The sequence below is a fragment of the Stenotrophomonas sp. Marseille-Q5258 genome (assembly GCF_946900935.1).
GTDB classification, from domain to species: Bacteria; Pseudomonadota; Gammaproteobacteria; order Xanthomonadales; family Xanthomonadaceae; genus Stenotrophomonas; species Stenotrophomonas nematodicola.
This window is the reverse complement of the sequence record NZ_CAMPPN010000012.1, coordinates 56,526-79,188: the sequence shown is the minus strand read 5'-3', so window position 1 is coordinate 79,188 and position 22,663 is coordinate 56,526. Positions and strand designations below refer to the sequence as shown.

At 68.9% G+C, this 22,663-nt stretch carries 22 protein-coding genes; 9 read left to right on the top strand and 13 right to left on the bottom strand.

All coding sequences use genetic code 11. The features are described 5' to 3' along the window. Positions 1 to 14: 14 nt before the first annotated feature. From OC534_RS09835 to OC534_RS09825, 3 genes are all read right to left on the bottom strand, one after another. Positions 15 to 1,172 (bottom strand): ABC transporter permease, encoded by a 1,158-nt coding sequence (locus tag OC534_RS09835; protein WP_262071725.1) that lies wholly within the window; start codon positions 1,170 to 1,172, stop codon positions 15 to 17. A 14-nt stretch (positions 1,173 to 1,186) separates the two neighbouring features. Then, complete coding sequence (locus OC534_RS09830; protein WP_017354749.1) at positions 1,187 to 1,876, bottom strand: ABC transporter ATP-binding protein; 690 nt, start codon at positions 1,874 to 1,876, stop codon at positions 1,187 to 1,189. Positions 1,877 to 2,032: 156 nt separating this feature from the next. Further along, entirely contained in the window at positions 2,033 to 3,259 is a 1,227-nt protein-coding gene (locus tag OC534_RS09825) for an efflux RND transporter periplasmic adaptor subunit (protein ID WP_136006668.1), read from the bottom strand. A 206-nt stretch (positions 3,260 to 3,465) separates the two neighbouring features. Here OC534_RS09825 and OC534_RS09820 point away from each other — a divergent pair, with 206 nt between their 5' ends. Genes OC534_RS09820 through OC534_RS09805 form a run of 4 tightly spaced genes read left to right on the top strand, consistent with a single transcriptional unit; the run spans position 3,466 to position 6,976 of the window. After that, positions 3,466 to 4,365: an ABC transporter ATP-binding protein gene (locus OC534_RS09820; RefSeq protein WP_262071724.1), complete on the top strand. Its 900-nt coding sequence runs from the start codon at positions 3,466 to 3,468 to the stop codon at positions 4,363 to 4,365. Further along, positions 4,362 to 5,132, top strand: a complete 771-nt coding sequence (locus OC534_RS09815; RefSeq protein ID WP_136006672.1) for an ABC transporter permease — start codon at positions 4,362 to 4,364, stop codon at positions 5,130 to 5,132. The genes OC534_RS09820 and OC534_RS09815 overlap by 4 nt, the downstream gene beginning before the upstream one ends. Positions 5,133 to 5,138: 6 nt before the next feature. Next, positions 5,139 to 6,377, top strand: a complete 1,239-nt coding sequence (locus tag OC534_RS09810; protein WP_153165433.1) for a sensor histidine kinase — start codon at positions 5,139 to 5,141, stop codon at positions 6,375 to 6,377. Continuing rightward, the gene (locus OC534_RS09805) at positions 6,374 to 6,976 is read left to right on the top strand and encodes a response regulator transcription factor (RefSeq protein WP_017357033.1); all 603 of its coding nucleotides are present in this window, start codon (positions 6,374 to 6,376) and stop codon (positions 6,974 to 6,976) included. Before OC534_RS09810 ends, OC534_RS09805 begins: the two co-directional genes overlap by 4 nt. A 27-nt stretch (positions 6,977 to 7,003) precedes the next feature. Here the strand turns inward: OC534_RS09805 and OC534_RS09800 are convergent, their stop codons facing one another. The 9 genes from OC534_RS09800 to OC534_RS09760 form a co-directional block, all read right to left on the bottom strand. Continuing rightward, a complete protein-coding gene (locus tag OC534_RS09800; RefSeq protein WP_262071723.1) occupies positions 7,004 to 7,537 on the bottom strand; it encodes a cytochrome b/b6 domain-containing protein in 534 nt (177 codons plus the stop codon). Next, entirely contained in the window at positions 7,534 to 8,646 is a 1,113-nt protein-coding gene (locus OC534_RS09795; RefSeq protein WP_017357032.1) for a catalase family peroxidase, read from the bottom strand. Before OC534_RS09795 ends, OC534_RS09800 begins: the two co-directional genes overlap by 4 nt. Positions 8,647 to 9,298: 652 nt before the next feature. Continuing rightward, positions 9,299 to 10,666 carry a leucyl aminopeptidase family protein gene (locus tag OC534_RS09790; protein ID WP_017355217.1) on the bottom strand — a complete coding sequence of 456 codons (1,368 nt, stop codon included), beginning with the start codon at positions 10,664 to 10,666 and terminating at the stop codon, positions 9,299 to 9,301. A 28-nt stretch (positions 10,667 to 10,694) separates the two neighbouring features. Further along, positions 10,695 to 11,405 (bottom strand): HAD-IA family hydrolase, encoded by a 711-nt coding sequence (locus tag OC534_RS09785; RefSeq protein ID WP_017355216.1) that lies wholly within the window; start codon positions 11,403 to 11,405, stop codon positions 10,695 to 10,697. A 174-nt stretch (positions 11,406 to 11,579) separates the two neighbouring features. Beyond that, positions 11,580 to 12,671 carry an AI-2E family transporter gene (locus tag OC534_RS09780; protein WP_017355215.1) on the bottom strand — a complete coding sequence of 364 codons (1,092 nt, stop codon included), beginning with the start codon at positions 12,669 to 12,671 and terminating at the stop codon, positions 11,580 to 11,582. A 116-nt stretch (positions 12,672 to 12,787) separates the two neighbouring features. Next, positions 12,788 to 13,249, bottom strand: a complete 462-nt coding sequence (locus OC534_RS09775) for a hypothetical protein (protein WP_017355214.1) — start codon at positions 13,247 to 13,249, stop codon at positions 12,788 to 12,790. Then, entirely contained in the window at positions 13,246 to 13,746 is a 501-nt protein-coding gene (locus OC534_RS09770) for a phage holin family protein (protein ID WP_017355213.1), read from the bottom strand. Before OC534_RS09770 ends, OC534_RS09775 begins: the two co-directional genes overlap by 4 nt. 8 nt (positions 13,747 to 13,754) lie before the next feature. Next, the gene (locus OC534_RS09765) at positions 13,755 to 14,120 is read right to left on the bottom strand and encodes a hypothetical protein (RefSeq protein ID WP_017355212.1); all 366 of its coding nucleotides are present in this window, start codon (positions 14,118 to 14,120) and stop codon (positions 13,755 to 13,757) included. Between the two features lie 114 nt (positions 14,121 to 14,234). Further along, positions 14,235 to 15,662 carry a Do family serine endopeptidase gene (locus tag OC534_RS09760; RefSeq protein WP_017355211.1) on the bottom strand — a complete coding sequence of 476 codons (1,428 nt, stop codon included), beginning with the start codon at positions 15,660 to 15,662 and terminating at the stop codon, positions 14,235 to 14,237. 608 nt (positions 15,663 to 16,270) lie between these two features. Between OC534_RS09760 and OC534_RS09755 the strand changes: the two genes are divergently transcribed. Further along, a complete protein-coding gene (locus OC534_RS09755; protein ID WP_262071722.1) occupies positions 16,271 to 17,212 on the top strand; it encodes a histone in 942 nt (313 codons plus the stop codon). A 123-nt stretch (positions 17,213 to 17,335) separates the two neighbouring features. Further along, positions 17,336 to 18,007: a hypothetical protein gene (locus OC534_RS09750; RefSeq protein WP_136006765.1), complete on the top strand. Its 672-nt coding sequence runs from the start codon at positions 17,336 to 17,338 to the stop codon at positions 18,005 to 18,007. 24 nt (positions 18,008 to 18,031) lie between these two features. Here the strand turns inward: OC534_RS09750 and OC534_RS09745 are convergent, their stop codons facing one another. Then, complete coding sequence (locus OC534_RS09745) at positions 18,032 to 18,391, bottom strand: DUF1428 domain-containing protein (RefSeq protein ID WP_017355208.1); 360 nt, start codon at positions 18,389 to 18,391, stop codon at positions 18,032 to 18,034. Between the two features lie 241 nt (positions 18,392 to 18,632). Here OC534_RS09745 and tssI point away from each other — a divergent pair, with 241 nt between their 5' ends. Genes tssI through OC534_RS09730 form a run of 3 tightly spaced genes read left to right on the top strand, consistent with a single transcriptional unit; the run spans position 18,633 to position 22,658 of the window. Continuing rightward, positions 18,633 to 20,888 carry a type VI secretion system tip protein TssI/VgrG gene (gene tssI, locus OC534_RS09740; protein WP_262071721.1) on the top strand — a complete coding sequence of 752 codons (2,256 nt, stop codon included), beginning with the start codon at positions 18,633 to 18,635 and terminating at the stop codon, positions 20,886 to 20,888. 22 nt (positions 20,889 to 20,910) lie between these two features. Beyond that, on the top strand, positions 20,911 to 22,533 hold the full coding sequence (locus OC534_RS09735) for a hypothetical protein (protein ID WP_037590900.1): 1,623 nt from the start codon (positions 20,911 to 20,913) through the stop codon (positions 22,531 to 22,533). After that, positions 22,530 to 22,658, top strand: a complete 129-nt coding sequence (locus tag OC534_RS09730) for a hypothetical protein (protein ID WP_017355205.1) — start codon at positions 22,530 to 22,532, stop codon at positions 22,656 to 22,658. The genes OC534_RS09735 and OC534_RS09730 overlap by 4 nt, the downstream gene beginning before the upstream one ends. Positions 22,659 to 22,663: the final 5 nt, after the last annotated feature.

Genomic DNA, 22,663 nt, shown 5'->3' with positions numbered 1-22,663 from the left:
TCGTTCTCCTGGGCTCAGCGCCCGGCCAATGCGTCGACGATCTTCAGCCGCTTGGCGCGCAGCGCCGGCAGCAGGCCCACCACCACGCCGATGACCAGGATCAGGCCGATGCCCATGAGCCAGGTCTGCACCGGTACCTGCGGTGGCAGCAGGCCCATCGTCATCGGTGCGAGGATCGGCAGCACGAGGGCGGCCAGTCCCATCCCGATCGCACCGCCCAGTCCGATCAGCAGGACCGCCTCGACCATCACCAGCACCAGCACGGTCGCATCCTGGAAGCCCAGGGTCTTGAGCGTGGCCAGTTCGGGGATGCGCTCGCGCACCGCCTGCGCCATCGTGTTGCCGGTGAGCAGCAGCAGGGTGAAGAACACCGCGCCCATGATCGAGGTGACGATCATGCCGATGTCGGCGAACTGCTTGACGAAGGCCTGCTGGAACGCCGATTCGGTCTGCGACTTGGTTTCGTGGTCGGAGTTGGCCGAGATCGCGTCGATGGCCTGTGCCACCCGTGAGGCGTGGTCGGGGTTGTCCAGCGTCACCGTGTACCAGCTCACCTGGTTCTTGATGTAGTCGTTGGATTCGTCGAAGTATTTCCAGTTCATCATCAACTGGCGTTCCTCGTTGGCCGCCAGCGCCCGGTCCTTGGAGCGGTAGATGCCGACCAGCTGCAGCGGCCAGTCGTTGCTGCCCCCCCGCGGGAAGATCGTGGCCTGCAGCGGAATGGTGTCGCCGATCTTCCAGCCGAACTCCTTGGCCAGGCTCTCACCCACCACCGCGCCGGTGCGGGTGTCCTGGAAGGCCTTGAGCTGGGCCGGCGGCAACTGCAGTTCCCGGTAGACGTCGAAGTAGTTGGGCGCCACCGAGAAATTGGCGAAGAAGTTCTTCGGGTCCCGGTAGATGCCGCCGAACCACATGGCCGAGGTCACGTCGCGCACGCCGTCGACCTGGCGGATCTGCGGGTCCAGCCGGATCGGCAGCGATTGGGTGATCGACAGGCGCGAGGTCACCACCAGGCGGTTGACGCCTTCGACGCTGCCGCCGGAGGTGAACGCCACGCGTACCGAGTCGAGCATGCCGAACAGCAGGAAAGCGGCCACGACCGACAGCAGCGTCAGCAGGGTGCGGGTCTTGCTGCGGAACAGCTGGGCCCACACCAGCGAGAGGTATTTCATCGCGGCATCCTCCGTCAGTGGGCCGCTGGCGCGTCGGCCAGTTCGCCCTTGTCCAGGTGCACGGTGTGGGTGGCGTACTCGGCGGCCTTGGGATCGTGGGTGACCATGATGATGGTCTTGCCATGCTCGCGGTTGAGCTGCTGCAGCAGGTGCAGGATCTCCTCGGCCGACTGCCGGTCCAGGTCGCCGGTGGGCTCGTCGCAGATCAGGAAGGTGGGATCGGAGACGATGGCCCGGGCGATCGCCACGCGCTGCTGCTGGCCACCGGAGAGTTCGTTGGGCCGGTGGCTGCGGCGATCGGCAAGGCCGACCAGGGTCAGCGCGATCTCGGCATTGCGCCTGCGCTGGGCCGCACCGAGGTGGGTCAGCAGCAGCGGCAGTTCCACGTTCTTCTGTGCGGTCAGCATCGGCATCAGGTTGTAGAACTGGAACACGAAGCCGACATGGTGGCTGCGCCACGTCGACAGCTGGCCGCCACTCATCTGGTCGATGCGCTCGCCCTCGATCTCGATCTCGCCGCCGCTGGGCGTGTCCAGCCCCCCGATCAGGTTCAGCAGTGTGGTCTTGCCCGAACCGGACGGGCCCATCAGGGCGACGAAATCGCCGCGCTGGATGTCCAGGTGGATGCCGTGCAGCACCTGCACCTTCTCGGGGCCGCGCTGGTAGGTCTTGGTGATGTTGCGGAGCGAAACCAGGGTGGACATGGACGGTTCTCCGGAGATCGGTGAAAAGAGGACAGGCGCGCGCCGGGGCGACACGCGGGAATCGCACATCGCGCCGCCACCGGAACCACGCCGGGGCCGCGTACACGCATCGGCGGGCGAGCGGCAGGACAGGCGCCTGCCGCGGGCCTCAGGCCGTCATTGCTTTTCCACGACCGCGCTGCCGTCGCGCAGCGCGGGTGGCGGGTCGGTGACCACCACCTCACCCGCGCGCAGGCCGGCGGTGACCTGGCGGTCGTTGTTCAACACCGTGCCGAGGGTGACCGTACGCTGCTGCACGCGCTGGTCGTCGCCCACCACGAAGGCCACGGTCTGCTCGCCGCGCTCGACCAGCGCCGAGGCCGGCGCACGCACGCCCTTGGGCGCGGCCGACCGGGGCTTGGCCGCTTCCAGGAAGCTCACCCGCACGCCCATCTCCGGCACGATGCGCGGGTCCTTGGTCTTCAGCGCCACGCGCACCTTGACGGTCGCCTTGCCACGATCGGCGGTGGGAATGATCGCGATCACCTCGCCGGGAATCTTCCAGTCCGGGTACGCATTGAGCGTGGCTTCGACCGGCATCTTCGGCTGCACGCGGCCGATGAAGGCCTCACCGACCTCGACCTCGATCTCCAGGGAATCCATGTCCACGATGGTGCCGATGCCGGTGCGGGTGAACCCGCCGCCGGCCGACAGCGGCGACACGATCTCGCCGGGTTGCGCGGACTTGGCAGTGACCACGCCGGAGAACGGCGCGCGCACGATATTGTTGTCCACACCCAGGTCGGCGATGGCCAACGCGTCGCTGGCCACGCTGGTGTTGCGCTGGGCGGTGCGCAGCTGTGCGCGCAGGCTCTCGCGCTGGGCGATGGCCAGGTCGTATTGCGAGCGCGACACCAGTTGCTGGCCGACCAGTGACTGCAGGCGTCCGGCCTCGGCCTCGGCCTGGGCCACCTGGGCCTGCAGCCCGGCCAGCTGGCTGCGCGCGGCCTCCAGCTGCGACGCCGACAGGCTGCGCTGGGCGTTGGCGTCGATCGGATCCAGCGTCGCCATGACCTGGCCTTCCTCCACGCGCATGCCTTCTTCGATCATCACTTCGCGGACCTTGCCGGTGATCTTGGCCGAGACCGTGGCCATGCGCCGGGCCACCACGTAGCCGCTGGCATCCAGCACGGTGCTGCTGCCGCCGCCCTGGCCCATCGCCACCACCGGCGCGGTGGTCACCTCGATCGGGCGCTCGCGGCCGGCGACAAACCAGCCGATCACGCCGAGCAGCAGCACCGCCACCACTGCCAGCACGATCCAGCGGCCGCGCCCGGACGAGGGCGGCGGCGGGGTCTTGCGGTCGATGCGGAGTTCCTTGAGCAGTTCAGCAGATGCGTTCATCGTGAGCCTGGACGGGGAATCGGGCCGAGTGTGACCGCAACGGCGGTCCTCGGGCAATCCGGCAGGGGCGCCGGGTGGTGCACAGCATGCGCGTACGACTGGCGCAGCGGCAGTGACAGCTGTCACCCGCATGCGCTGACGACGGCCACTGTCCGGGGCAAAGGCGACAGCGGAGGCTGTTCCCATCCCGTCCCGGAGCGTGTCCCATGTCCGATCCCGTTGCGTCTCCCCTGGCCCGGCTGCACCAGGCGCAGGTTCACTATGGTGCCGTGGCCGCGCTGCAGGGCGTGGGATTCTCCCTGCAGCGCGGCGAGATCCTCGCGCTGCTGGGCCGCAACGGGGCCGGCAAGAGCACGGCGATTTCCGTCCTGCTGGGTCTGCGCCGCCTGGATGCCGGCAGTGCCGAGCTGCTCGGGGGCGATCCACAGGACCGCGCCAGCCGCGCGGGCATCGGCGTGATGCTGCAGAGCACCGCGCTGCCGCCGGTGCTGCAGGTGGCCGAGCTGATCGACCTGGCGCGCGTCTGTTACGCCGATCCCCGTCCGCTGGACGAGTGTCTGGCGCTGGCCGGCCTCACCGACCTGGCATCGCGCCGCTACGGCCGGCTGTCCGGCGGGCAGCAACGGCGGGTGCAGTTCGCCATCGCCATCTGCGGGCGGCCGCGCCTGCTGTTTCTCGATGAGCCCACCACCGGCCTGGACATCCAGGCCCGGCAGTCCCTGTGGCAGGCGATCCGGCAGCTGGCCGGCGAGGGCTGCGGGGTGCTGCTGACCACCCATTACCTGGAGGAAGCCGAGGCGCTGGCGCAGCGCGTGGTGGTCATCGAGCAGGGTCGGGTGCTGGCCGATGGCCCGCTGGCGCAGTTCCGCCCGCAGCGTGCGCCGCGCCGCATCCGCTGCCGCAGCGCGCTCGACGAGGCGGCAGTGCGGCAGTGGCCGGGCGTACGCGAGGTGCGGCGCGATGGCCTGCGGTTGCACCTGCTGGCCGAGCCGGCCGAGCCGGTGGTCGCGCGGCTGCTCGCCGAAGACCCGCAACTGCAGGAACTGGACGTGCATGGCGGCGGCCTGGCCGACGCCTTCGTCGAACTGACCCGGGAGGCCGCATGAACACCGACGTCCACGCCACATCCGCCACCTCCCACCTCCCTCCCGCGTGGCCGATCTACCGGGCCGAAATCCTGTGCGAGCTGCGCCGTGCCTGGCGCTATCCGGGCTTCGTCCTGCCGTCGCTGCTGTTCCCGGTGCTGTTCTATTCGCTGTTCGGGGTCCTGCTCGGTCGCGGCCACGCACCGGTGTATCTGCTGGCCACCTACTGCGTGTTCGGTGCGATGGCACCGGCGCTGTTCGGCTTCGGCGTGCAGCTGGCGCTGGACCGCGAAGGCGGCCTGCTCACGCTCAAGCGTGCGCTGCCGATGCCGCCTCTTGCACCGCTGCTGGCGCGGCTGTTGATGACGGTACTGTTTGCGATCGTGGTGGCGGCCCTTCTGATTGCGGTGGCGAGCGCTGCCGGTGTGGTGGTGACGCCCGTGGCAACGCTGCATCTGTTGGCAGTGGCCGGGCTCGCGGCGTTGCCCCTGGGGGCGATTGGCCTGCTGATCGGCAGCCATGTCGGTGCCGGCGCAGCGCCGGCGGTGGTCAATCTGGTCTACCTGCCGCTGGCGTTGCTGTCCGGGCTATGGCTGCCGCTGTCGATGCTGCCGCCGCTGTTCAGCGCCCTGGCGCCACTGTGGCCGACCTGGCACCTGGCGCAGCTGGCGCTGCCGGCGGTGGGCCAGCCGGCGCAGGGCAGCGCATGGGTGCACGTCGGGGTGCTGCTGGGCGTGACCGCCGTGGCCCTGGCTCTGGCACGGCGCCGCCTGCGGCGCATGGGCTGAAATGGCATGATCGCGCCTGACCCTCGTCTCCTGGAACCGCCCGTGACATCGCGCTGGATCGCTACGCTGCTGCGGCCTGCGCCGGACTCGTCGGTGGCCGACAACCTGCGCCGCGGCAAACCGGCCTGGGCCGACGCGGTGCATCTGCTGTGGACCGGCTGGGTGTTCTTCACCCCGATCTTCGGCAGCGGCTACTCCTGGCGGTGGTTCTGGCTGACGCTGCTGACCTATCCGGTGTTCCTGGCGTTGTACGGCCGGTTGCTGCTCGCTCCGCGCCACCACGGCCCGCGCTATGCGCTGGCGATGGTGACGATGGGGCTGGCGCTGCTGCCGTGGTACCCGTCCGGCATCAGTTATTTCATCTTTGGTTGCGTGATGTTGCGCACCTGCCGGGACGGCGGCCTGTGGCGCTATCTGCTGCAGCTGCTGGCACTCAACGCGCTGTTCGTCGGCATTGCGCTGTGGGTGGGGTATCAATGGCAACTGGTGGTGTGGATTCCGTCGATGGCGTTGATCATCGGCATCATCATCAACGTCGAGAGCCTCAACAAGGAACGTGACGCGGCCCTGCAGCTGTCGCAGGAGGAAGTGCGGCGGCTGGCCGCCACCGCCGAGCGCGAGCGGATCGGTCGCGATCTGCACGACCTGCTTGGCCACACGCTGTCGTTGATTACCCTGAAGCTGGAACTCTCGCGCAAGCTGTTCGACCGCGATCCGGACGCATCGCGCCGCGAGGTCGCCGAAGCCGAGGCGATTGCCCGCCAGGCATTGGCCGAAGTGCGCAGCGCGGTCACCGGCATCCGTGCCAGTGACCTGGCCGCCGAGCTCGCCTCGGCACGGCTGCTGCTGGAGTGCCAGCACGTGCACCTGCACTACACACCGCCGCCGCCGATGCCGGTGGAAATCGAGCGCGCGCTGTCGCTGGTGCTGCGCGAGGCGGCCACCAACATCGCCCGGCATGCGCAGGCGCATCAGGCCTGGGTGCACTTCGAGGAGGACGGCCGCAGCTTGCTGATGCAGATCAGAGACGATGGCCGCGGCGGCGTGCAGTCCGATGGCAACGGCCTCAGTGGCATGCGCGAACGCGTGGCGGCGCTGCGTGGCACGCTGCACCTGCAGTCGGTACGCGGTGAGGGGACTTGCCTCTCGGTCCGGATCGCGCTGCCGGCGGCCACCACCGCCGTCGCCGCGCTGCCGGCCACGCCTGCCGGGCCGACGCCGCTGTCGGCGGGAGGTGCGCCATGATCCGCATCGTACTGGCCGAAGACCAGGCGATGGTGCGGGGCGCGCTGTCGGCGCTGCTCGGGCTGGAAGCCGACATCGAGGTGCTGGGCAGCGCGGCTGATGGCGAGGAAGCGTGGCGGATGGTGCAGCGGTTCACCCCGGACGTGCTGGTCACCGACATCGAGATGCCGGGCCTGTCCGGCCTGGAACTGGCCCAGCGCATCGCCCGCCATGCGCTGCCGGTCAAGGTGGTGATCGTCACTACCTTCGCCCGCTCGGGCTTCCTGCGCCGCGCGCTGGATGCCGGTGTGTACGGCTACCTGCTCAAGGATGCACCTGCCGACCACCTGGCCGATGCACTGCGCCAGGTCCAGCGCGGCGGCCGCGCGATCGACCCGCAGCTGGCCCTGGATGCGTGGTCGCAGGCCGACCCGCTCAACGACCGCGAGCGCCAGGTGCTGCGCCTGTCCGGCGACGGCCGCTCGGCCAGCGAGATCGCCACGCAGCTGGGGCTGTCGCACGGTACCGTGCGCAACTACCTCTCCGAGTGCATCGGCAAGCTGGGCGTGGCCAACCGCATCGAGGCCTATCGGCTGGCACGCCAGAAAGGCTGGCTGTAGGCAGGGCCGACCGGCACCCGGCCGGCACTACCGGCCCTTCGACATTGCCTGGAACACGCCGTCGCGGCGCACCCACAAGTGGAACAACGCGGCTGACAGATGCGCCACCACTGTGGCGAACAATACGTACGCAAGCAGGCTGTGCGCGTTGCGCAGCGCGGCGTACAGCGCCGGGTCGTGCGGCACGATTGCCGGCAGGTGGACCCCGGACCACATCACGATCGGGTAGCCGCCGGCCGACAGCATCGCCCAGCCGATCAGCGGCATGGCCAGCATCAGCGCGTACAGCACCCAGTGCGAGGCATGGGCGGCGGCCGCCTGCCACGCCGGCAGGTCTGCCGGCAGCGGTGGCGGACGGTGGCGCAGGCGGTTGACCAGGCGCACCACCGCCAGCAGGAGGATCGCGATGCCAAGCGGGCGGTGCAGATCGATCAGTGCCGGCCGCCACTGCAGCGAGGCCACCATCGTCACCCCGACGAACAGCATGGTCAGGATCATCGCCGCCATCAGCCAGTGCAGGACGCGGGCGGTGAGATTGAAGTGTCCGTTGCCGTGCTTCATTGCCCACGCTCCCTGCCGGTGGCGGCAGCACCCTTGCCGTTGGCGATTTCGCGCTCGCGGCGGTTGAAGGACTGCGAGTACACCGCCGACCGTGCGGCCAGGATCGGGTCGTCCGATCCGGCAATGCCGCTGGGCAGGATCAACGGATCGTAATTGAGGTCGCGGCAGGCGCCCTCGGCCTGCGGCTGCATCGCCACCAGGCTGAGCGTGCCCACCTTCACCTGGCGACGCTGCGCGGGCCACACCTGCGAGGGATCATCGATCGGGTCGCCGTCCTCGGCGATTGTCACCCACATGTCCCAGCGTACCGGACCCTGCGCCAGCCGCTGCCCGAACTCCTCAGCCAGATAGTCCAGACCGGCCTGCGCGCGCTGTTCGGCGGTCATCGCCACGAACGGAGCCTGCGGGCGCATGCTCCAGCGCACGTAACGGTGGCTGCCATCGGCGGCGGTGAAGCGGAAGCTGTTGACGCCGTTGTAGTCGGTATTGGCCCAGCTGTTGGACCACGGGGCAGTCTTGGCCCACTGCTGGAACGCGCGCGCCGTCGGGTACTTTTCCAGCACCGCGGCCATCTTCGCCGGGTCCGGTTTGCCGGTGGCCGGATCGGGAATGCCCGCGCGGGTCTGTTCAAGGAAGGCGGCGGCGGTTGGCACGGCGAAGAACGGGAAGCTGTTCATTGCCGTGCGCCATTCCTGACCATCGTCGCTGACCAGCTGCAATGCCATGCTGCGCACGCGCGCGTTGGCGTCGGCGCCATGCGGGTCACCGCCCCCGATCGACAGACGGCCCAGCACCGGCACCTGGGACTGGCGGAAGACCCGTGCCGAACTCAGCGCGGCACCCTCCGGCGTGCCCTGGAAACTGCCGCTGACGCACACGCCCTTGGTATGCGCACGGCGGAAGCCGGGATGCGGTGGGCCGGTGGCTTCGATGCTGTCGGTGAAGACCTGCGCGGTGGCGCGATCACGCCCGATCCAGCCGGCCAGCCAGGCGAACGCCAGTACCAGCACACCGGCGATCAGTGCGATCAGTGCCAGCCACAGCAGCGGCGAAGGCGGGCGGGGGGCGCCTGGCTCCTGGCCGGCGCGGGTATAGCCGAATAGCGACATGTCCGGGTTCCTGCCTTCACGATACGTGTGGGTGGCGACCCCTGCATGGTGTCAGAACCGCCGCGCGGCCGATATTCACATTTTCGACAAGAATCCGTCGGCAGATAGCCAAGCCAGATAAAGCCGAACCAACGGCAACTCCGTAGAGCCGGGTTCTACCCGGCTTGCGTCAGCTCCCGTGATATCCAACGAAAGGCAGCCCCGTAGAGCCGGGTTCTACCCGGCTTGCGTCAGTGCTCGCGATGCCCAACGAAAGGCAGCCCCGTAGAGCCGGGTTCTACCCGGCTTGTGTCAGTCCGCGCGATGCCCAACGAAAGGCAGCCCCGTAGAGCCGGGTTCTACCCGGCTTGCGTCAGCCCCCGCGATACCCAACGAAAGGCAGCCCCGTAGAGCCGGGTTCTACCCGGCTTGCGTCAGTCCGCGCGATGCCCAACGAAAGGCAGCCGGGTAGAACCCGGCTCTACGCGGCTTGCGTCAGCCCCCGCGATACCCAACGAAAGGCAGCCGGGTGGAACCCGGCTCTACGCGGCTTGCGTCAGTCCGCGCGATGCCCAACGAAAGGCAGCCGGGTAGAACCCGGCTCTACGCGGCTTGCGTCAGCGCCCGCGATGCCCATCGAAAGGTCGCCGGGTAGAACCCGGCTCTACGCGGGTTACGCGTAGCGGGCCTTGAGCATGGCCCATGCCGAGCGCAGCGCCAGTGCTTCGCCACCGGCCGGACGGCCCGGGCGCTCGCCGTCGTTCCAGGCGTAGACATCCAGATGCGCCCATTTCTGCCCGTCCGCGATGAACCGCTCCAGGTACAGCGCGGCGGTGACCGAGCCGGCCATGCGCGAGCCGGCGTTGGCCAGGTCGGCGATGTTGCTGTGCAGGTAGCGCAGGTACGGGCGCCACAACGGCATGCGCCAGACCGGATCGCGGGTGCTTTCACCGGCCTGCAGCCATTGCTGGGCCAGGGTGTCATCGTTGCTGAAGAGCGCCGGCAGGTCCGGGCCCAGCGCGATGCGTGCCGCACCGGTGAGGGTGGCGAAATCGAGCACGATCTCCGGCTGCTGTTCGCTGGCGTAGGTCAGCGCATCGGCCAGGATCACCCGGCCTTCGGCGTCGGTGTTGTCGATCTCGATGCTCAGCCCCTTGCGGGTGGCGATCACTTCGCCGGGGCGGAACGCGTCCGGGCCGATCGCGTTTTCCACCGCCGGGATCAGCAGGGTCAGCTGCACCGGCAATGCCTGCGCCATGATCAGCCCGGCCAGGCCCAGCGCGTGCGCGGCGCCGCCCATGTCCTTCTTCATGTTGCGCATGCCGTCGGCCGGCTTGATGTCCAGCCCGCCAGTGTCGAAGCACACGCCCTTGCCGACCAGCGCCACGTGCGGCTGGCCCGCGTTGCCCCAGCGCAGCACGATCAGGCGCGGCGCGCGGTGCGAGGCGCGGCCGACCGCGTGGATGGACGGGAAATTCTGCTCCAGCAGCGCATCGCCGGCGATCACCTCGATCTGCGCACCGTGTGCGCTGGCCAGTTCGCGCGCGGCGTCTTCCAGCTGCTGCGGGCCCATGTCTTCGGTGGGGGTGTTGACCCAGTCGCGCACGCGCAGGCTGGCGGCGATCACATCGCGCACCTCGGCCGAGGGCGTGGCGGCCAGCTGCGCCGGTGCGCGGTTCGGCGTGCGGTAGCGCGCGAAGCGGTAACTGCCCAGGCCCCAGCCAAGGTGCAGCAGGGTTTCGATCTCCGCCGGCAGCGCGTCGGCCAGTTGCCACACGCTGCCTTCGGGCAGGGCGAAGGGGGCGTGCGCGTAGGCGTAGGCATCGCCCGCGTCGCCGACGCCGATGATCGCGCCGGCGAGACCGTGCTCGCCGGGCAGCAGCACCACGCTGCCGCCACTGCCGTTGAAGTGCTGCGCGTCGAGCCAGGCGACCAGCGCCGGGGACTGCTGCCCCCGCCACGCGGCGAACTGCTCGCGGTTCATCACATGCAGCGGCAGCGCCTGGGCGGTATCGGGGGTGAAAGCGTTGATCGGGGTCATGCGGAAGAGGGCTCCGTTCGCGGCGGGGTCAGGCGTGTGGGACGGATGCGTCTGCATCCAGCCAGTCGGCCAGCCCGGTCAGGGTGTCGAACTGCAGGTCGGGCTGCAGCGAAGGGTGGTTCCAGGTGTGTTCGACGCGGTTGATCCAGCAGCCACGCAGGCCGGCCTGCATCGCGCCGACCACGTCCATGTCCACATGGTCGCCCACGTGCAGCACATGGGCCGGCGGCACACCCAGGCGGTCGCAGGCGGCATGGAAGATGCTGGCCGCGGGCTTGGCCGCGCCATGTTCGCGTGAACCGAGCTGGAAACTGAAGTGGTGGGCCAGGCCGATGCGCTGCAGGTCGGCATTGCCGTTGCTGAGCGCGGCCACCGGCACCTTGGCGGCAATCCGGGCCAGCGCGTCCAGGGCATCCGGGTAGAACTCCACCTGGTTGCGCGCGGCGTAGAAGGCCTCATAGGCCGGCTCCAGCAGAGCAAGGTCGGCACCGCTGTTCTCCAGCGCTTCGCGCAGGGTCAGCCGGCGCAGCGCGCTCAGGTCATGGTGCAGCTGTGGGTTGTCATGGAAAGAACGCTCGCGCAGCTCCCGCATGGCCGCTACCGGATACATCGCGGCGGTGGCGGGGCTGTGTTCACGCATCCAGTCGTACAGGACCTGGTCGATGCGGGCGCCGATGGGGGCGAACGGCCACAGCGTATCGTCGAGGTCGAGGGTGATGGCAAGGACAGGGAATTTCACCCCGCCATTCTACGCCTGCCCGCGCGGGCTTTCATGGCGCACCCGGGCAGGCGCGGGCACCGGCCGTTCAGCGCAGGTGGCAGGCGCGGGTAACGGATACGTGGCCATCGTCCGGCCGCACGCTGAGGTCACGCCGACCCGCGTCCAGGGGGAGTGGCCAGTGGCATGACACGCTCATTCCAGCAGCCGCGCCCAGCCCTGCATGCCGTCCAGCCGCGCCAGTACCAGCTTGATGCACACCAGCAGCGGTACTGCCAACAGCAATCCGACCATGCCCCAGAGCCAGCCGAACACCATCAGCGCGAGGATCAGGATCAGCGGCGAAATCGCCATGCGCCGGCCCAGCACGATCGGCGTGACCACCTGGCCCTCGACCGTGTGCAGGGCCAGATAGGCAGCCGCCGGCAGCAGCGCCTGGAACGGATCGCTGAACTCCACAAAGCCCATCAGCAGCATCAGTGCCACGCCGATCAACGGGCCCACGTAGGGCGCGAAGTTGAGCAGCGCCGCCACCGTGCCCCACAGCAGGGCCTCCTGCAGACTGATGCCGAGCAACAGCAGAACGCCGGAGAACACCAGGCCGACCAGCGTATTGATCACGGTGATGGTCAGCACATAGCGCGAAACCTCACGTTCGATCGAGCGCAGGATGTCGGTGGTGAACCGTTGCTGCTGACGGCTGGGAAACAGGGCGATGGCGTGCTTCTGCAGGCTTTGCCCGTAGATCATGAAGAACAGTGTCAGCAGCACTACCGCCAGCACCGAGGCCGCCAGGCGTGGCGCCAGGGTCAGTACCTTGTAGGGATCGTCGAGCTGGGTACGCACCACCTGCACGCGGCGGTTGCCTTCACCGCCGGCCACGCGCGCGAAGTTCTCCGCCGCCTGGTTGGCCTGCTGCACCGGCTTGGTCAGGTTCTGCACCTGTCGAGCCACCTTGCGCAGCTGTTGCGGGGCTTCCTCGGCCCATTCCATCGCCGGCCCCACCAGCTGCACGCCCAACGCGGCCGCACCGCTCAGGCCCACCCCCAACACCAGCACCGCGCCAAGAAAGCGCGGGATCCAGATCCTCTGCAGCAGGCGCAGGATCGGGTTGCCGACCAGCGCGAAGAACATGGCCAGGAGCACCGGCAGGATCACCTCCTGCGCCGCCCACAAGGTGAAACCGACGGCCAGCGTGGCCAGCACCACCAGCGACATCGGGGCGCGTGGACGGGGCGGTGGCAGCGCGGCGACCGCATCGGGCGAAGGGGGGGCAGGGACGCTCATGCAGGTCGCAGGCAGGAAGGGAGCGTCATTATTGGGCAGGGCGGGTGCGCGCGGCGTGTTGTGGCCGTGCAGACCAGGCGAGGCCCCGCCGCACGGTGCGGCAGGGCGTGCCGGGTTCAACGTTCGGACAGATCCGTGGCCGCTTCTGCGGGCTGCGGTTGCTGGGACGGCGCGGCTGCCGGGCGCGGTGGCGCCGGTGGAGGCGACGTGGGGCGCGTGGCGGCGGCAGGCGCGGCCACGTCGTCGGCGGCCTCGTCGACCTTGTCGGCTGCCTGCTCGGCGGTATCGGCCGCTTCGCTGGCCTGCATCGAGGCGAAGGCCGCCTGTGCGCTGGCCATCAGATTGGACACCGAGCCGATCATCTGCAGCCACCGGGCGCCGTGGAACTTCGCGGTGCCCGGCTCCAGCTTGCCGGCCAGGAAACCGCCGGCGAGGCCCACGGTGATGATGCGCAACGGTGTCCACCCGGCGCGCCAGACCTGGCTCAGGGTGAACCAGTTGCACTGGGTCTCATCGACCCGGATCGACACCACCTGTTCGGCGCGCTTGACGCGGCGGCGCAGGGCTTCGAAATTCATGGTGTGCCCTCCGCCCTGCCCACATGGGCATCGGGATCGTCGTCGGTGGGTTCGTCGTACAGGCCCAGCCGCGACAGCTGGCGGCGGGTGGCATGCATGCCGGTGTGGCGGAAGAAGAACGACACGCGCCAGATCGCATAGCCGGTAACGGCCAGGCTGAGGATCGAGGTGATCAGCAGCGACTGGAACCAGGACAGGCCCCAATGCTGCATCAGCGCGATCAGCGTGCCGGCCAGCAGCAGCCACGCCGACGCACCGAACACGATCGCCACGCCGCTCCATGCCAACGCCCGCCCGAACGCACTGCGCGCCAGGGCGAAATCGGCCGATGCCAAGCGCCGCAGCGAGCGCAGCGTGTGCTTGGCCGAGTCCACGGTGGCGCGCCCGGCCTGGCCGACCTGGCGGATGCTCTCATCGAGCCGGGGTGCGGTGTCGCCGCCATCCGGTGGCGGGGAATCCGCACCACCGTTGGCGGCCGTGTGGGCTTGATCGCTCACGCCGACGCTTACTTGTCGCCGCCGCTGCGGGCCAGCTTGGCGATGATCCAGCCGGCCGCGAAGGCCACGCCGAAGGAGGCCAGCGGACGCTCACGGATCAGTTCGGCCGCGCTGTCGACCAGGTCCTTGCCCTTGTCCATCAGCGCATCGACCTGCTCCTTGGCCGCGGCACCGCCGAACTCGGCGGCGGCCAGGCCCGACAGCGCGGTGTCGGACAGCTCGGCCTTGACGTTGGCCTTGCCGATGCGCAGTTCGTCGGTGGCGGCACCGGTGGCGCCCTTGATCGCGCCGCCTGCGGCGGTGGCCGCCGACTTCAGGTGCGAACCGGCTTCACCCAGGTGTTCCTTCAGGTTCTCGGTATTGGTGGGGCTCATCGTGTATCTCCTGTATGCGATGGGGGATGGTGACCGCGGACGAAACCGGACGGCGAGGAACACAAGGTAATAACACCGCGCGGGTGTAAGGGGCGTTACGGCATCCTGACCCGTTCAGCGCATCACCAGCTCGCCGCGCACGTTGCCGCGCACGATGCGCAGCACCAGCTGCTGCGGTCGGTTCTGGAAGTTGGCGCGCCAGCTGGCCAGGTCGGCAAACTCGCCCACCGTGGCCTCGGTGACCACATCGCCCTGCTGCAGGCCGGAGGCGGCGGCGCGGCTGCCGCGCTTCACCTCGCTGACCAGCACGCCGCTGACGCCGGCCTGGCGCAGCGTTTCGGGAAGGTCGACGAAGGTGGCACCGCCCAGCCGCGGGTCGAGGGTGTCGCCCGTGACCGCGCGCGCCTGTTCCTTCAGCGCCACCTTGAGCTGCAGGGCTTTGCCGTCGCGGCGCAGATCCAGCGTGAGCGTGCTGCCCACCGGCTGCAGGCCTTCCACGTTGTGCAGCGCCTGCGCGCTGTCCACGCGCTGACCGTTGGCGGCGACCACCACATCGCCCGGCTTGAGGCCGGCGGCAGCCGCACCGGACCCGGCCAGCACGCGGGTCACCAGCGCGCCGCGGACTTCGGTCAAGCCCAGGCCCTGGGCGATCTGCGGGGTCAGGTTCTGTGCCTCGATGCCGAGGGTGCCGCGCACCACTACGCCGTGCTTGACCAACTGGTCCACCACGTCGCGCGCCAGGTTGGAGGGAATGGCCAGGCCCAGGCCGATGTTGCCGGCCATGCTGCCCTGCGGGTTGAAGCTGGCGGTGTTGATGCCCACCAGCTGGCCCTGCAGGTTGACCAGCGCGCCGCCGGAGTTGCCCGGGTTGATCGATGCGTCGGTCTGGATGAAGTTCTGGTAGCCCAGCCCGCGAATGCCGCTGCGGCCCACCGCCGAGACGATGCCGGAAGTGACGGTCTGGCTGAAGCCAAACGGGTTGCCGATGGCCACCACGAAGTCGCCTACGCGCAGCTGGTCGCTGTTGCCCAGCGGCAGGGCGGTGAGCTTGTCGGCCGGAATGCGGATCAGTGCCACGTCGGTATCCCGGTCCGAACCGATGAACTCGGCTTTGACCGTGCGCCCGTCGGCGAGGGTGACCTGCACGTCGTCGGCGTTGTCGATGACGTGGTGATTGGTCAGCACCAGGCCTTCGGCGGCATCGATGATCACGCCCGAACCGAGCGATTCGTTGATGCGTTCCTGCGGCACTTCCGGGAACAGGCGGCGGAAGAACGGATCGTTGAAGTACGGGTTGCGCACCCGGACCACCTGCTTGGTGTTGACGCTCACCACCGCCGGCATCGCCCGCTCCAGCATCGGCGCCAGCGAGGGCACCGGCTGGCCGGCTACCGCTGCGGGCAGGGCGGCGGTGGCCGGAATGGCCAACGATGCAGGCGATGCGGCAGCGCGGTTGTCCAGCTGCGCGGTGATGGCGGTGGCGACGAATCCACCGAATGCGGCGGCGAGGGCAAGGGTCAGCAGGGTCGGGATCGGTCGCATGGTCCGGCGGTTCCGTAACGAGGGTGCAGGGCGGGAAAGCGGCTATACGGTAGTGCAAGCTGAATGAGTGTGTCCGCTCGCGGCTAAACGCGCCATGAAAAAACGCGCACCCGACGCCGGTTGATCTGTTCTGGAGCGGGGGAGGCTGCCTTCAACAGCCCGTCTCCCCCCGTGGCGATGGCCCGCGCGGAGGCCGTGTCGTCGCCCTCGCATCGGCGGCCGGTCGATCGCGATCGGCATGCTTCCACCCCACCCTCCCGAGGCTCCGCCGCCGGTTGCCGACACGCCCATCGTGGTCGGTTTCGTGTTCGCAATCGGCGCAGTTGTGGAGGCAAGGGGCAACGAACCGATCATGCGCGACGCGGAAATGCACGCCGCCTCCACCCCGTTCGACAGACGACGGAACGACGGTTGCCGCACCGGTCGACACAAGCACGGAAGCTGTTTTCAAGCAGTTTGCCGTGCACCACCTGGTGCAGGGGCTGCCGCGTCGGCCGCGCGCCAAGCACAGATGCGGCTCACGGGCTGCGACAAGACCGTTCCACGATGGACCGCGCCGGTATAGCATCGCCAGCGATTTAACTGACCAGGCCCCTTAGGAGGCAATCATGAGCAACGGTAATGGTGTGACCGCGACCCTGTCGCAGGGCGTCGAAGAAGTGAAAGAAGTGGCCGGCAAAGTGGGCGAGACCATCGCCACCACCGCTGAAGATGCCGTGGCGTCGGTGAAGAAGACCGTCAAGCGCGCCCGCAAGGCCGCGACCACCCAGGTCGCCAAGGTCAAGAAGGCCGTCAAGAAGGCCGAGAAGACCGTCGCCAAGAAGGCCGACAAGGCGGCCAAGTCGGTCGGCAAGACCCTGGCCTCCGCCAAGAAGAAGCTGGAAACCGCCAAGAGCAACGCCAAGGCCGAGGCCGCCGCGCTGAAGAAGCAGGTCGCCAAGAAGAAGGTCGCCGCTGAAAAGGCCGTGACCAAGACCACCAAGGCTGCCGGCAAGAAGGCCACCACCGCCAAGAAGGCTGTGACCAAGAAGGCCGCCGCTGCCAAGAAGACCGTGACCAAGAAGGTCGCCACCGCCAAGAAGGCTGTCGCCAAGAAGACCGCGACCGCCAAGAAGGTGGCTGGCAAGAAGACTGTCGCCGCCAAGAAGGCCGTGACCAGGAAGGTCGCCACCGCCAAGAAGGCCGTCGCCAAGAAGACCACGGCTGCCAAGAAGGTTGTCGGCAAGAAGACCACGGCTGCCAAGAAGGTTGTCGGCAGGAAGACCGCGGCCGCCAAGAAGGTTGTCGGCAAGAAGACCGCGGCTGCCAAGAAGGTTGTCGGCAAGAAGACCGCGGCTGCCAAGAAGGTCGTCGGCAAGAAGACCGTCGCTGCCAAGAAGGTTGTCGGCAGGAAGACCGCCGCAGCCAAGAAGGTTGTCGGCAAGAAGGTCGCCACCGCCAAGAAGGCCGTGACCAAGAAGACCGCTGCCCGCAAGGCCGCCCCGGCCAAGCGTGCCGGCGCTGCCAAGACCGTGGCCCGCAAGGCCCCGGCCAAGCGCGCGCGCAAGTAAGACCTGCGTGCCGTTCCCGCCCGAGGGCGGGAGCGGCATGGCGGCGGCCAGGCCGCCGCCCCCCGCCGATGCCGCACTCACCTGGCGCCTGCTACGGTGAGGCTCCCAAGCGAGGGAGTGTTCATGCGCGGTCTCGACTTCAGTTCCTGGCAGGCCATGCTGTCCACCCTGATCGGGCTGGCGGTCATCACTCTGATTGGCGTGGGTATCCGCCTGCTGGTGATGCAGACCCTGCAACAGCGCCGCGAGCGCGAAAACCGACAGATCAACGAACGTCTGCGCACCCTGATCGCGGCCTACAAGACCTTGGGCGGCTCCTTTACCGGCGCGCTGGACGTGGACCCACGCCACCTGCGCGACCTGCGCCATGCCCCGCACGAGGACCACCCCGACGATGCGGCGCTGCGTCTGGCCGACGCCGTGGCTACCGCCGGCAGCGACCGCGCCCGGCGCATCCGCGATGCCGTCGAGGCCGCACTGTCGGACATCATTCTGCTCGGCACCGACGAACAGGTACGCCTGGCCGCGCACGCGGCCACCGAACTGGCGCAGGGGCGCGCAGTGCCGACGGCGGCACTGGTCGTGTCGCTGCGCGATTTCATCCGTGGTGCGCTCGACCTGGCGCCGATTCCCGCCAGCGTCGCGATCCCGCGGCAGGGACCGGCGCGTCCGTCGGCCGCTGCCAAAGGCAAGGCCGACGGGGCCGACAAGGGCGGTGCGAAAGGCGGTGGTGGCGGCATGGGTGGCATGGGCGGCGGGCAGGCCCTCGACGACGCGCCCGACCCCCCACGCTGATCCCGGCGCCCTGCGCCGGGCCGCCTACTTGCCCAGTTCCACCACCGGCACGAAACCGCCGTAGATCATCCGCTTGCCGTCGAACGGCATCGGATTGTGTGCCGGGTCCATGCGCGGGTCTTCCATCATCTTCTGCATGCCCGCATCGCGGGTGGCCTTGTCCGGCCACTCGATCCACGAGAACAGCACCGTCTCATCGGCCTTGGCCTCCACCGCGCGATAGAAGTCGGTCTGCTTGCCGTGGGGCACGTCGTCGCCCCAGCACTCCACCACGCGGGTGGCGCCATGCTCGATGCAGATCGCATCGCCCATGCGGGCATGGGCCAGGAACGCTTCCTTGTTTGCGGTGGGGACGGCAATGACGAAACCATCGATGTAAGACATGGAACACCTCCGGAAGGGGCGCACCGGAAATGGGCGCCTCGGTGATATGACGAACCACGGCACGGAAAGTCGACACGCTGCGCCCATTGGCGCGTGGAGAATGTGATGAAAACCGCATTTTCTTCCACAAAGCTGAAGCCATTTATCGGATGAATCGCATCTTCGCGTCAGAAAGTTGGCACCTGTCATGGTGCGATGGCACAGTCGGGGTCTCGACGATCATGGGACGAAGGAACGCCCGATGCATGCCGAATCACTCGCGCCCCTCCATGCCCTGACGCGGTTGCAGCAGGACCACCGCCTGATCCGTGTGGACACCGTGCTGGACCCGCAGACGTTCCTGGTCAAACGCTTCCAGGGCAGCGAACAGGTCTCCCAGCCGTTCGCCTACCAGATCGAGCTGCTCTCCACCGAGCCGCGCCTCGAGCTCAAGCAACTGGTGGGCCAGCCACTGCGCCTGCAGTTGGGTGACGAGTTCGACGGCCAGAGCGTGCATGGCTATGTACGCGAGTTTGCCAGCGTCGGCCGCGAAGCGCAGTTCACCTGCTACCGCGCCGAGATCGCGCCCTGGTTCGCCTTCCTGGACTACACCAGCAACTGCAGGATCTTCCAGGACATGACCGCACTGCAGATCGTGGAGGCGGTGTTCGCCGACTACCCGGACCTGGCGCGTTTCGATCTGGATCTCGATGCCGGGCGGCTGACCAGGCTCGCGTACTGCGTGCAGTACAACGAATCGGACTTCGCTTTCGTCTCGCGCCTGCTTGAAGACGCCGGCATCTACTACAGCGTCCGCCACGATGCCGACGGCCACAGCCTGGTGCTCAGCGACGACTCCACCCTGAGCGTGGCGCTGGGCGAACCGGCGCCGGTGTACTTCCGTGCCGACCAGGGCGTGCAGCTGCAGACCGGGCTGCATCGCTGGGGCGCGCGCCGCCGCGTGGGCCCGGGGGCGCAGTCGCTGAGCAGTTTTGATTTCAAGCAGCCCAGCACGCCGCTGCGGGTGGTGCGCGGCAACGAGGCACCCCGCGGCGCGCTGCCCGAATTCACCCAGTACCGCTACGACGGTGCCGCGCGTTTTGCCGACAGCCGCATCGGCGAGGCGCTGGCGGCCGTGCGCAACGAAGAGGCCGCCTGGCCGACCAAGCTGTTCGAGTGCGCCGGCAACGTGGCCGGCCTGCAGGCCGGTGGCTGCTTCTCCCTGGAGCAGCAGCCGGACTTCATCGGCCGTGGCGCCGAGGACCGCCAGTTCTTCGTGGTGCGCCTGCAGCGTGAGGGACGCAACAACTTCGCCAGCGATTTCGGCAGCGCCGAAGCGCCCAGCCACGCGGTCGAGGCCGAGGTGCTCCGCCGCCGGATTCCGTACCGCCCGCTGCGCCAGACTCCGTGGCCCCGCATGCCGGGCCCGCAGACCGCCACCGTGGTCGGCCCGCCCGGCGAAGAGCTGCATGCCGATGCCTACGGGAGGGTAAAGGTGCAGTTCCACTGGGACCGCAAGGAAGACCGCCGCGACAACGGCGCGGAGAACAGCTCCTGCTGGATCCGCAGCGCCAGCCCCTGGGCAGGTGCCGACATGGGCGGCGTGTCGCCGCCGCGCGTGGGCCAGGAGGTGGTGGTGGACTTTCTCGACGGCGACCCGGACCGGCCGATCATCACCGGCCGCGTCTACAACGAAGAGAACATGCCGCCGTTCGGGCTGGAAGTGAGCGGCCTCAAGTCCAAGACGGTCAAGGGCGCCGGCTGGAACGAGATCACCATGCACGACAGCGCCGGTGGCGAGCTGCTGAACATGCGCGCGCAGCGCGACATGGTCACCACCGTGCTCAACGACCAGAACGCCAGCATCCAGAACAACAAGTCCACCGCCGTGGCGGTCAACCACCGCATGAGCGTGGGTGCCAACCAGGACATCAGCGTCGGCGCCAACCGCGGCATCACCGTGACCGGCACCGACACCCTCGGCGTGACCGGCACGCGCACCACCAACGTGACCGGCGCAGTCACCGAGGCCTACCAGGCCGGGCAGACCAAGACGATTGCCGCCGCCGGCTATACCGAGACCATCACCGGCGACTTCGGTACCACCCTCACCGGCAACTACACCAGCCAGCGCACCGGCACCTGGAAGGAGACCGTCACCGCCACCTCGCTGCGCCAGGTGCTCGGCAAGGTCACCCAGGAGTACGCGGCCGGGCGCGAGACCACCATCACCGGCCTGGACAAGCGCGGTGTGCAGGGCGCGGTGGAGGACACCAACATCGGCGCACGCACCGTGGGAGTGGACGGCACCTTCGATCATGAAGTCACCGGTACCCACAGCCAGCTGTCCAACGGCGACATGACCCTCGGCTCGGCCAGCAAGCTGACCGCAGCGGTGGGCGGTGCCTTCATCGAGGTCACCGACGGTGAGATCCGGATCTCCGCCGGCGGCTCGGAGGTGGTCATCAACAGCGGCGGCGTGTCGGTCAACGGCAGCGAGATCAAGCTCAACTGCTGACCGGTCCAACGGAGGGACTTCCATGCACGACACTCCCATGCTGCGCGCCATCCAACGCCTGGGCGAGGCCTGGCTCAACGCCAGCGCCGATCCGACCCGGCGCCTGCTGGTGTGGCGCGTGCCGGCCAACGCCAGCCGCCTGCTCGCCGCGTTCTTCGAGACCCAGCGCCACGACGAAGGCCGCGACACGCCGGACTATTTCCTGCGCCTGGATACCGCGTTTGAAACCGGCTTCGCCTACAGCCGCGAGGTGAAGCAGAGCCTGCTTGAACGCTACCTCGGCAGCCAGGACGAACTGCGCGCGCAGGGTGTCGCGCTGGGCTGGCGCGGCCCGCACGACGCGCACCCCGACAGTGCGCACGGCGTGGTGCAGGTCCTGGACAGCTTCGCCACCCATCATCAACGCCATCTGCGCCTGCTGGCCGTGGTGATCGACCCGGAGCGCTGCGTGCCCGGCGATGGTCTCGCGCGCTGGATCGACGCCGCCTTGGCCGCCGAGCCGGGCGAGCGCCTGCGGCTGGTGCTGCTGGACACCGACGAAGACCCGCGCTGGCAGCCCCTGCTGGAACGCCATGCCCACGTGGCGGCGCGCATCGAGGCACCGGTGGACCTGTTCGCCATCGCCCGCGACACCGCAGCCCAGTCCGCCGGCACCGGCCCGGAGGTGCTGTACCGCCAACTGCTTGCCGACCTGATGCTGCTGCTCGAGCGCGGCAGCCCGCAGCAGGTGGCCGCCCGTGCCGAGCGCGCGCTGGGGCTGGCCCACCGCCACGGCTGGCAGGACCAGCAGGCGGTCGTGCAGATGATGGTGGCTGGAGCCTGGCTCAAAGGCGGCGACCACGGGCAGGCGATCAACGCGTACCGCCAGGCACGCAGCGCCGCCCAGACCGCGCGCAGCCAGGGCCACGCGGCCGCACCAGAGCTGGTGATGCAGAGCTGGTTCGGCGAAGCCGGCTGCTGGCTCGCCGCCAACAATCCGGGCCAGGCCACGCAGGGCTACCTGCAGGCCGCCACGGCCGCGGCCAGCATTCCGCACCCCATGTTCCAGCTTGAAGGCCAGCGCATGGCCGGCTACTGCCTGCTCCAGCAGGGCAAGCGCGAGGAAGCCCGCACCCAGCTGCTGGAGGCCATCCGCATTGCCACGCCGCTCTCGCCGCAGGACCGCCACGCCACCACCCTGCCGCAGGCCCTGTGGGACCTGCTGCAGCTGCAGGACCCACGCCGCTGCGAGCGGCTGCAGGACACCGCGCGCACCTACCTGGAACAGACCACCGCGCTGCACGGGCAGGCCGAGGATGCCGCGGCCCACCTCGGCACGCAGCCGGCGCGACCGCCATTGGACGTCATCCAGGCCCAGCTGCACAGCGCGCTGGAGCAGACCTTCCACCGCGTGCAGCATGAGCGCGAGCGCCTGATCCAGGGCGGCGACGAGTTCTTCCGCCGCATCGTCGCGGTCGGCCGCGACTTCCTCGACCCGGGCTGGAACGGCCTGCCGGCGATCCAGCACCCGCTGGACCACGACATCCCGGTATGGAGCGAACCGCCGGCCATGCAGCCTCTTCCCGATCCCGCCCCGCTGCTGGATCCCCAGCATGCTCCCACCGTCGCTTCCGCTGCGGCACCCAACGGAGTTGTCGCCGCATGAATGCCAACAAGACCCTGCTGATGACCGTCGCTGTGCTGCTGGGCATGGCCATCGTGGTCTGGCTCGGCGTGGAGTACCGCGACGAGGTCAAGGCGTTCCTGCGCGCGCTGCTGCGCGCGCTGTAAAGGCC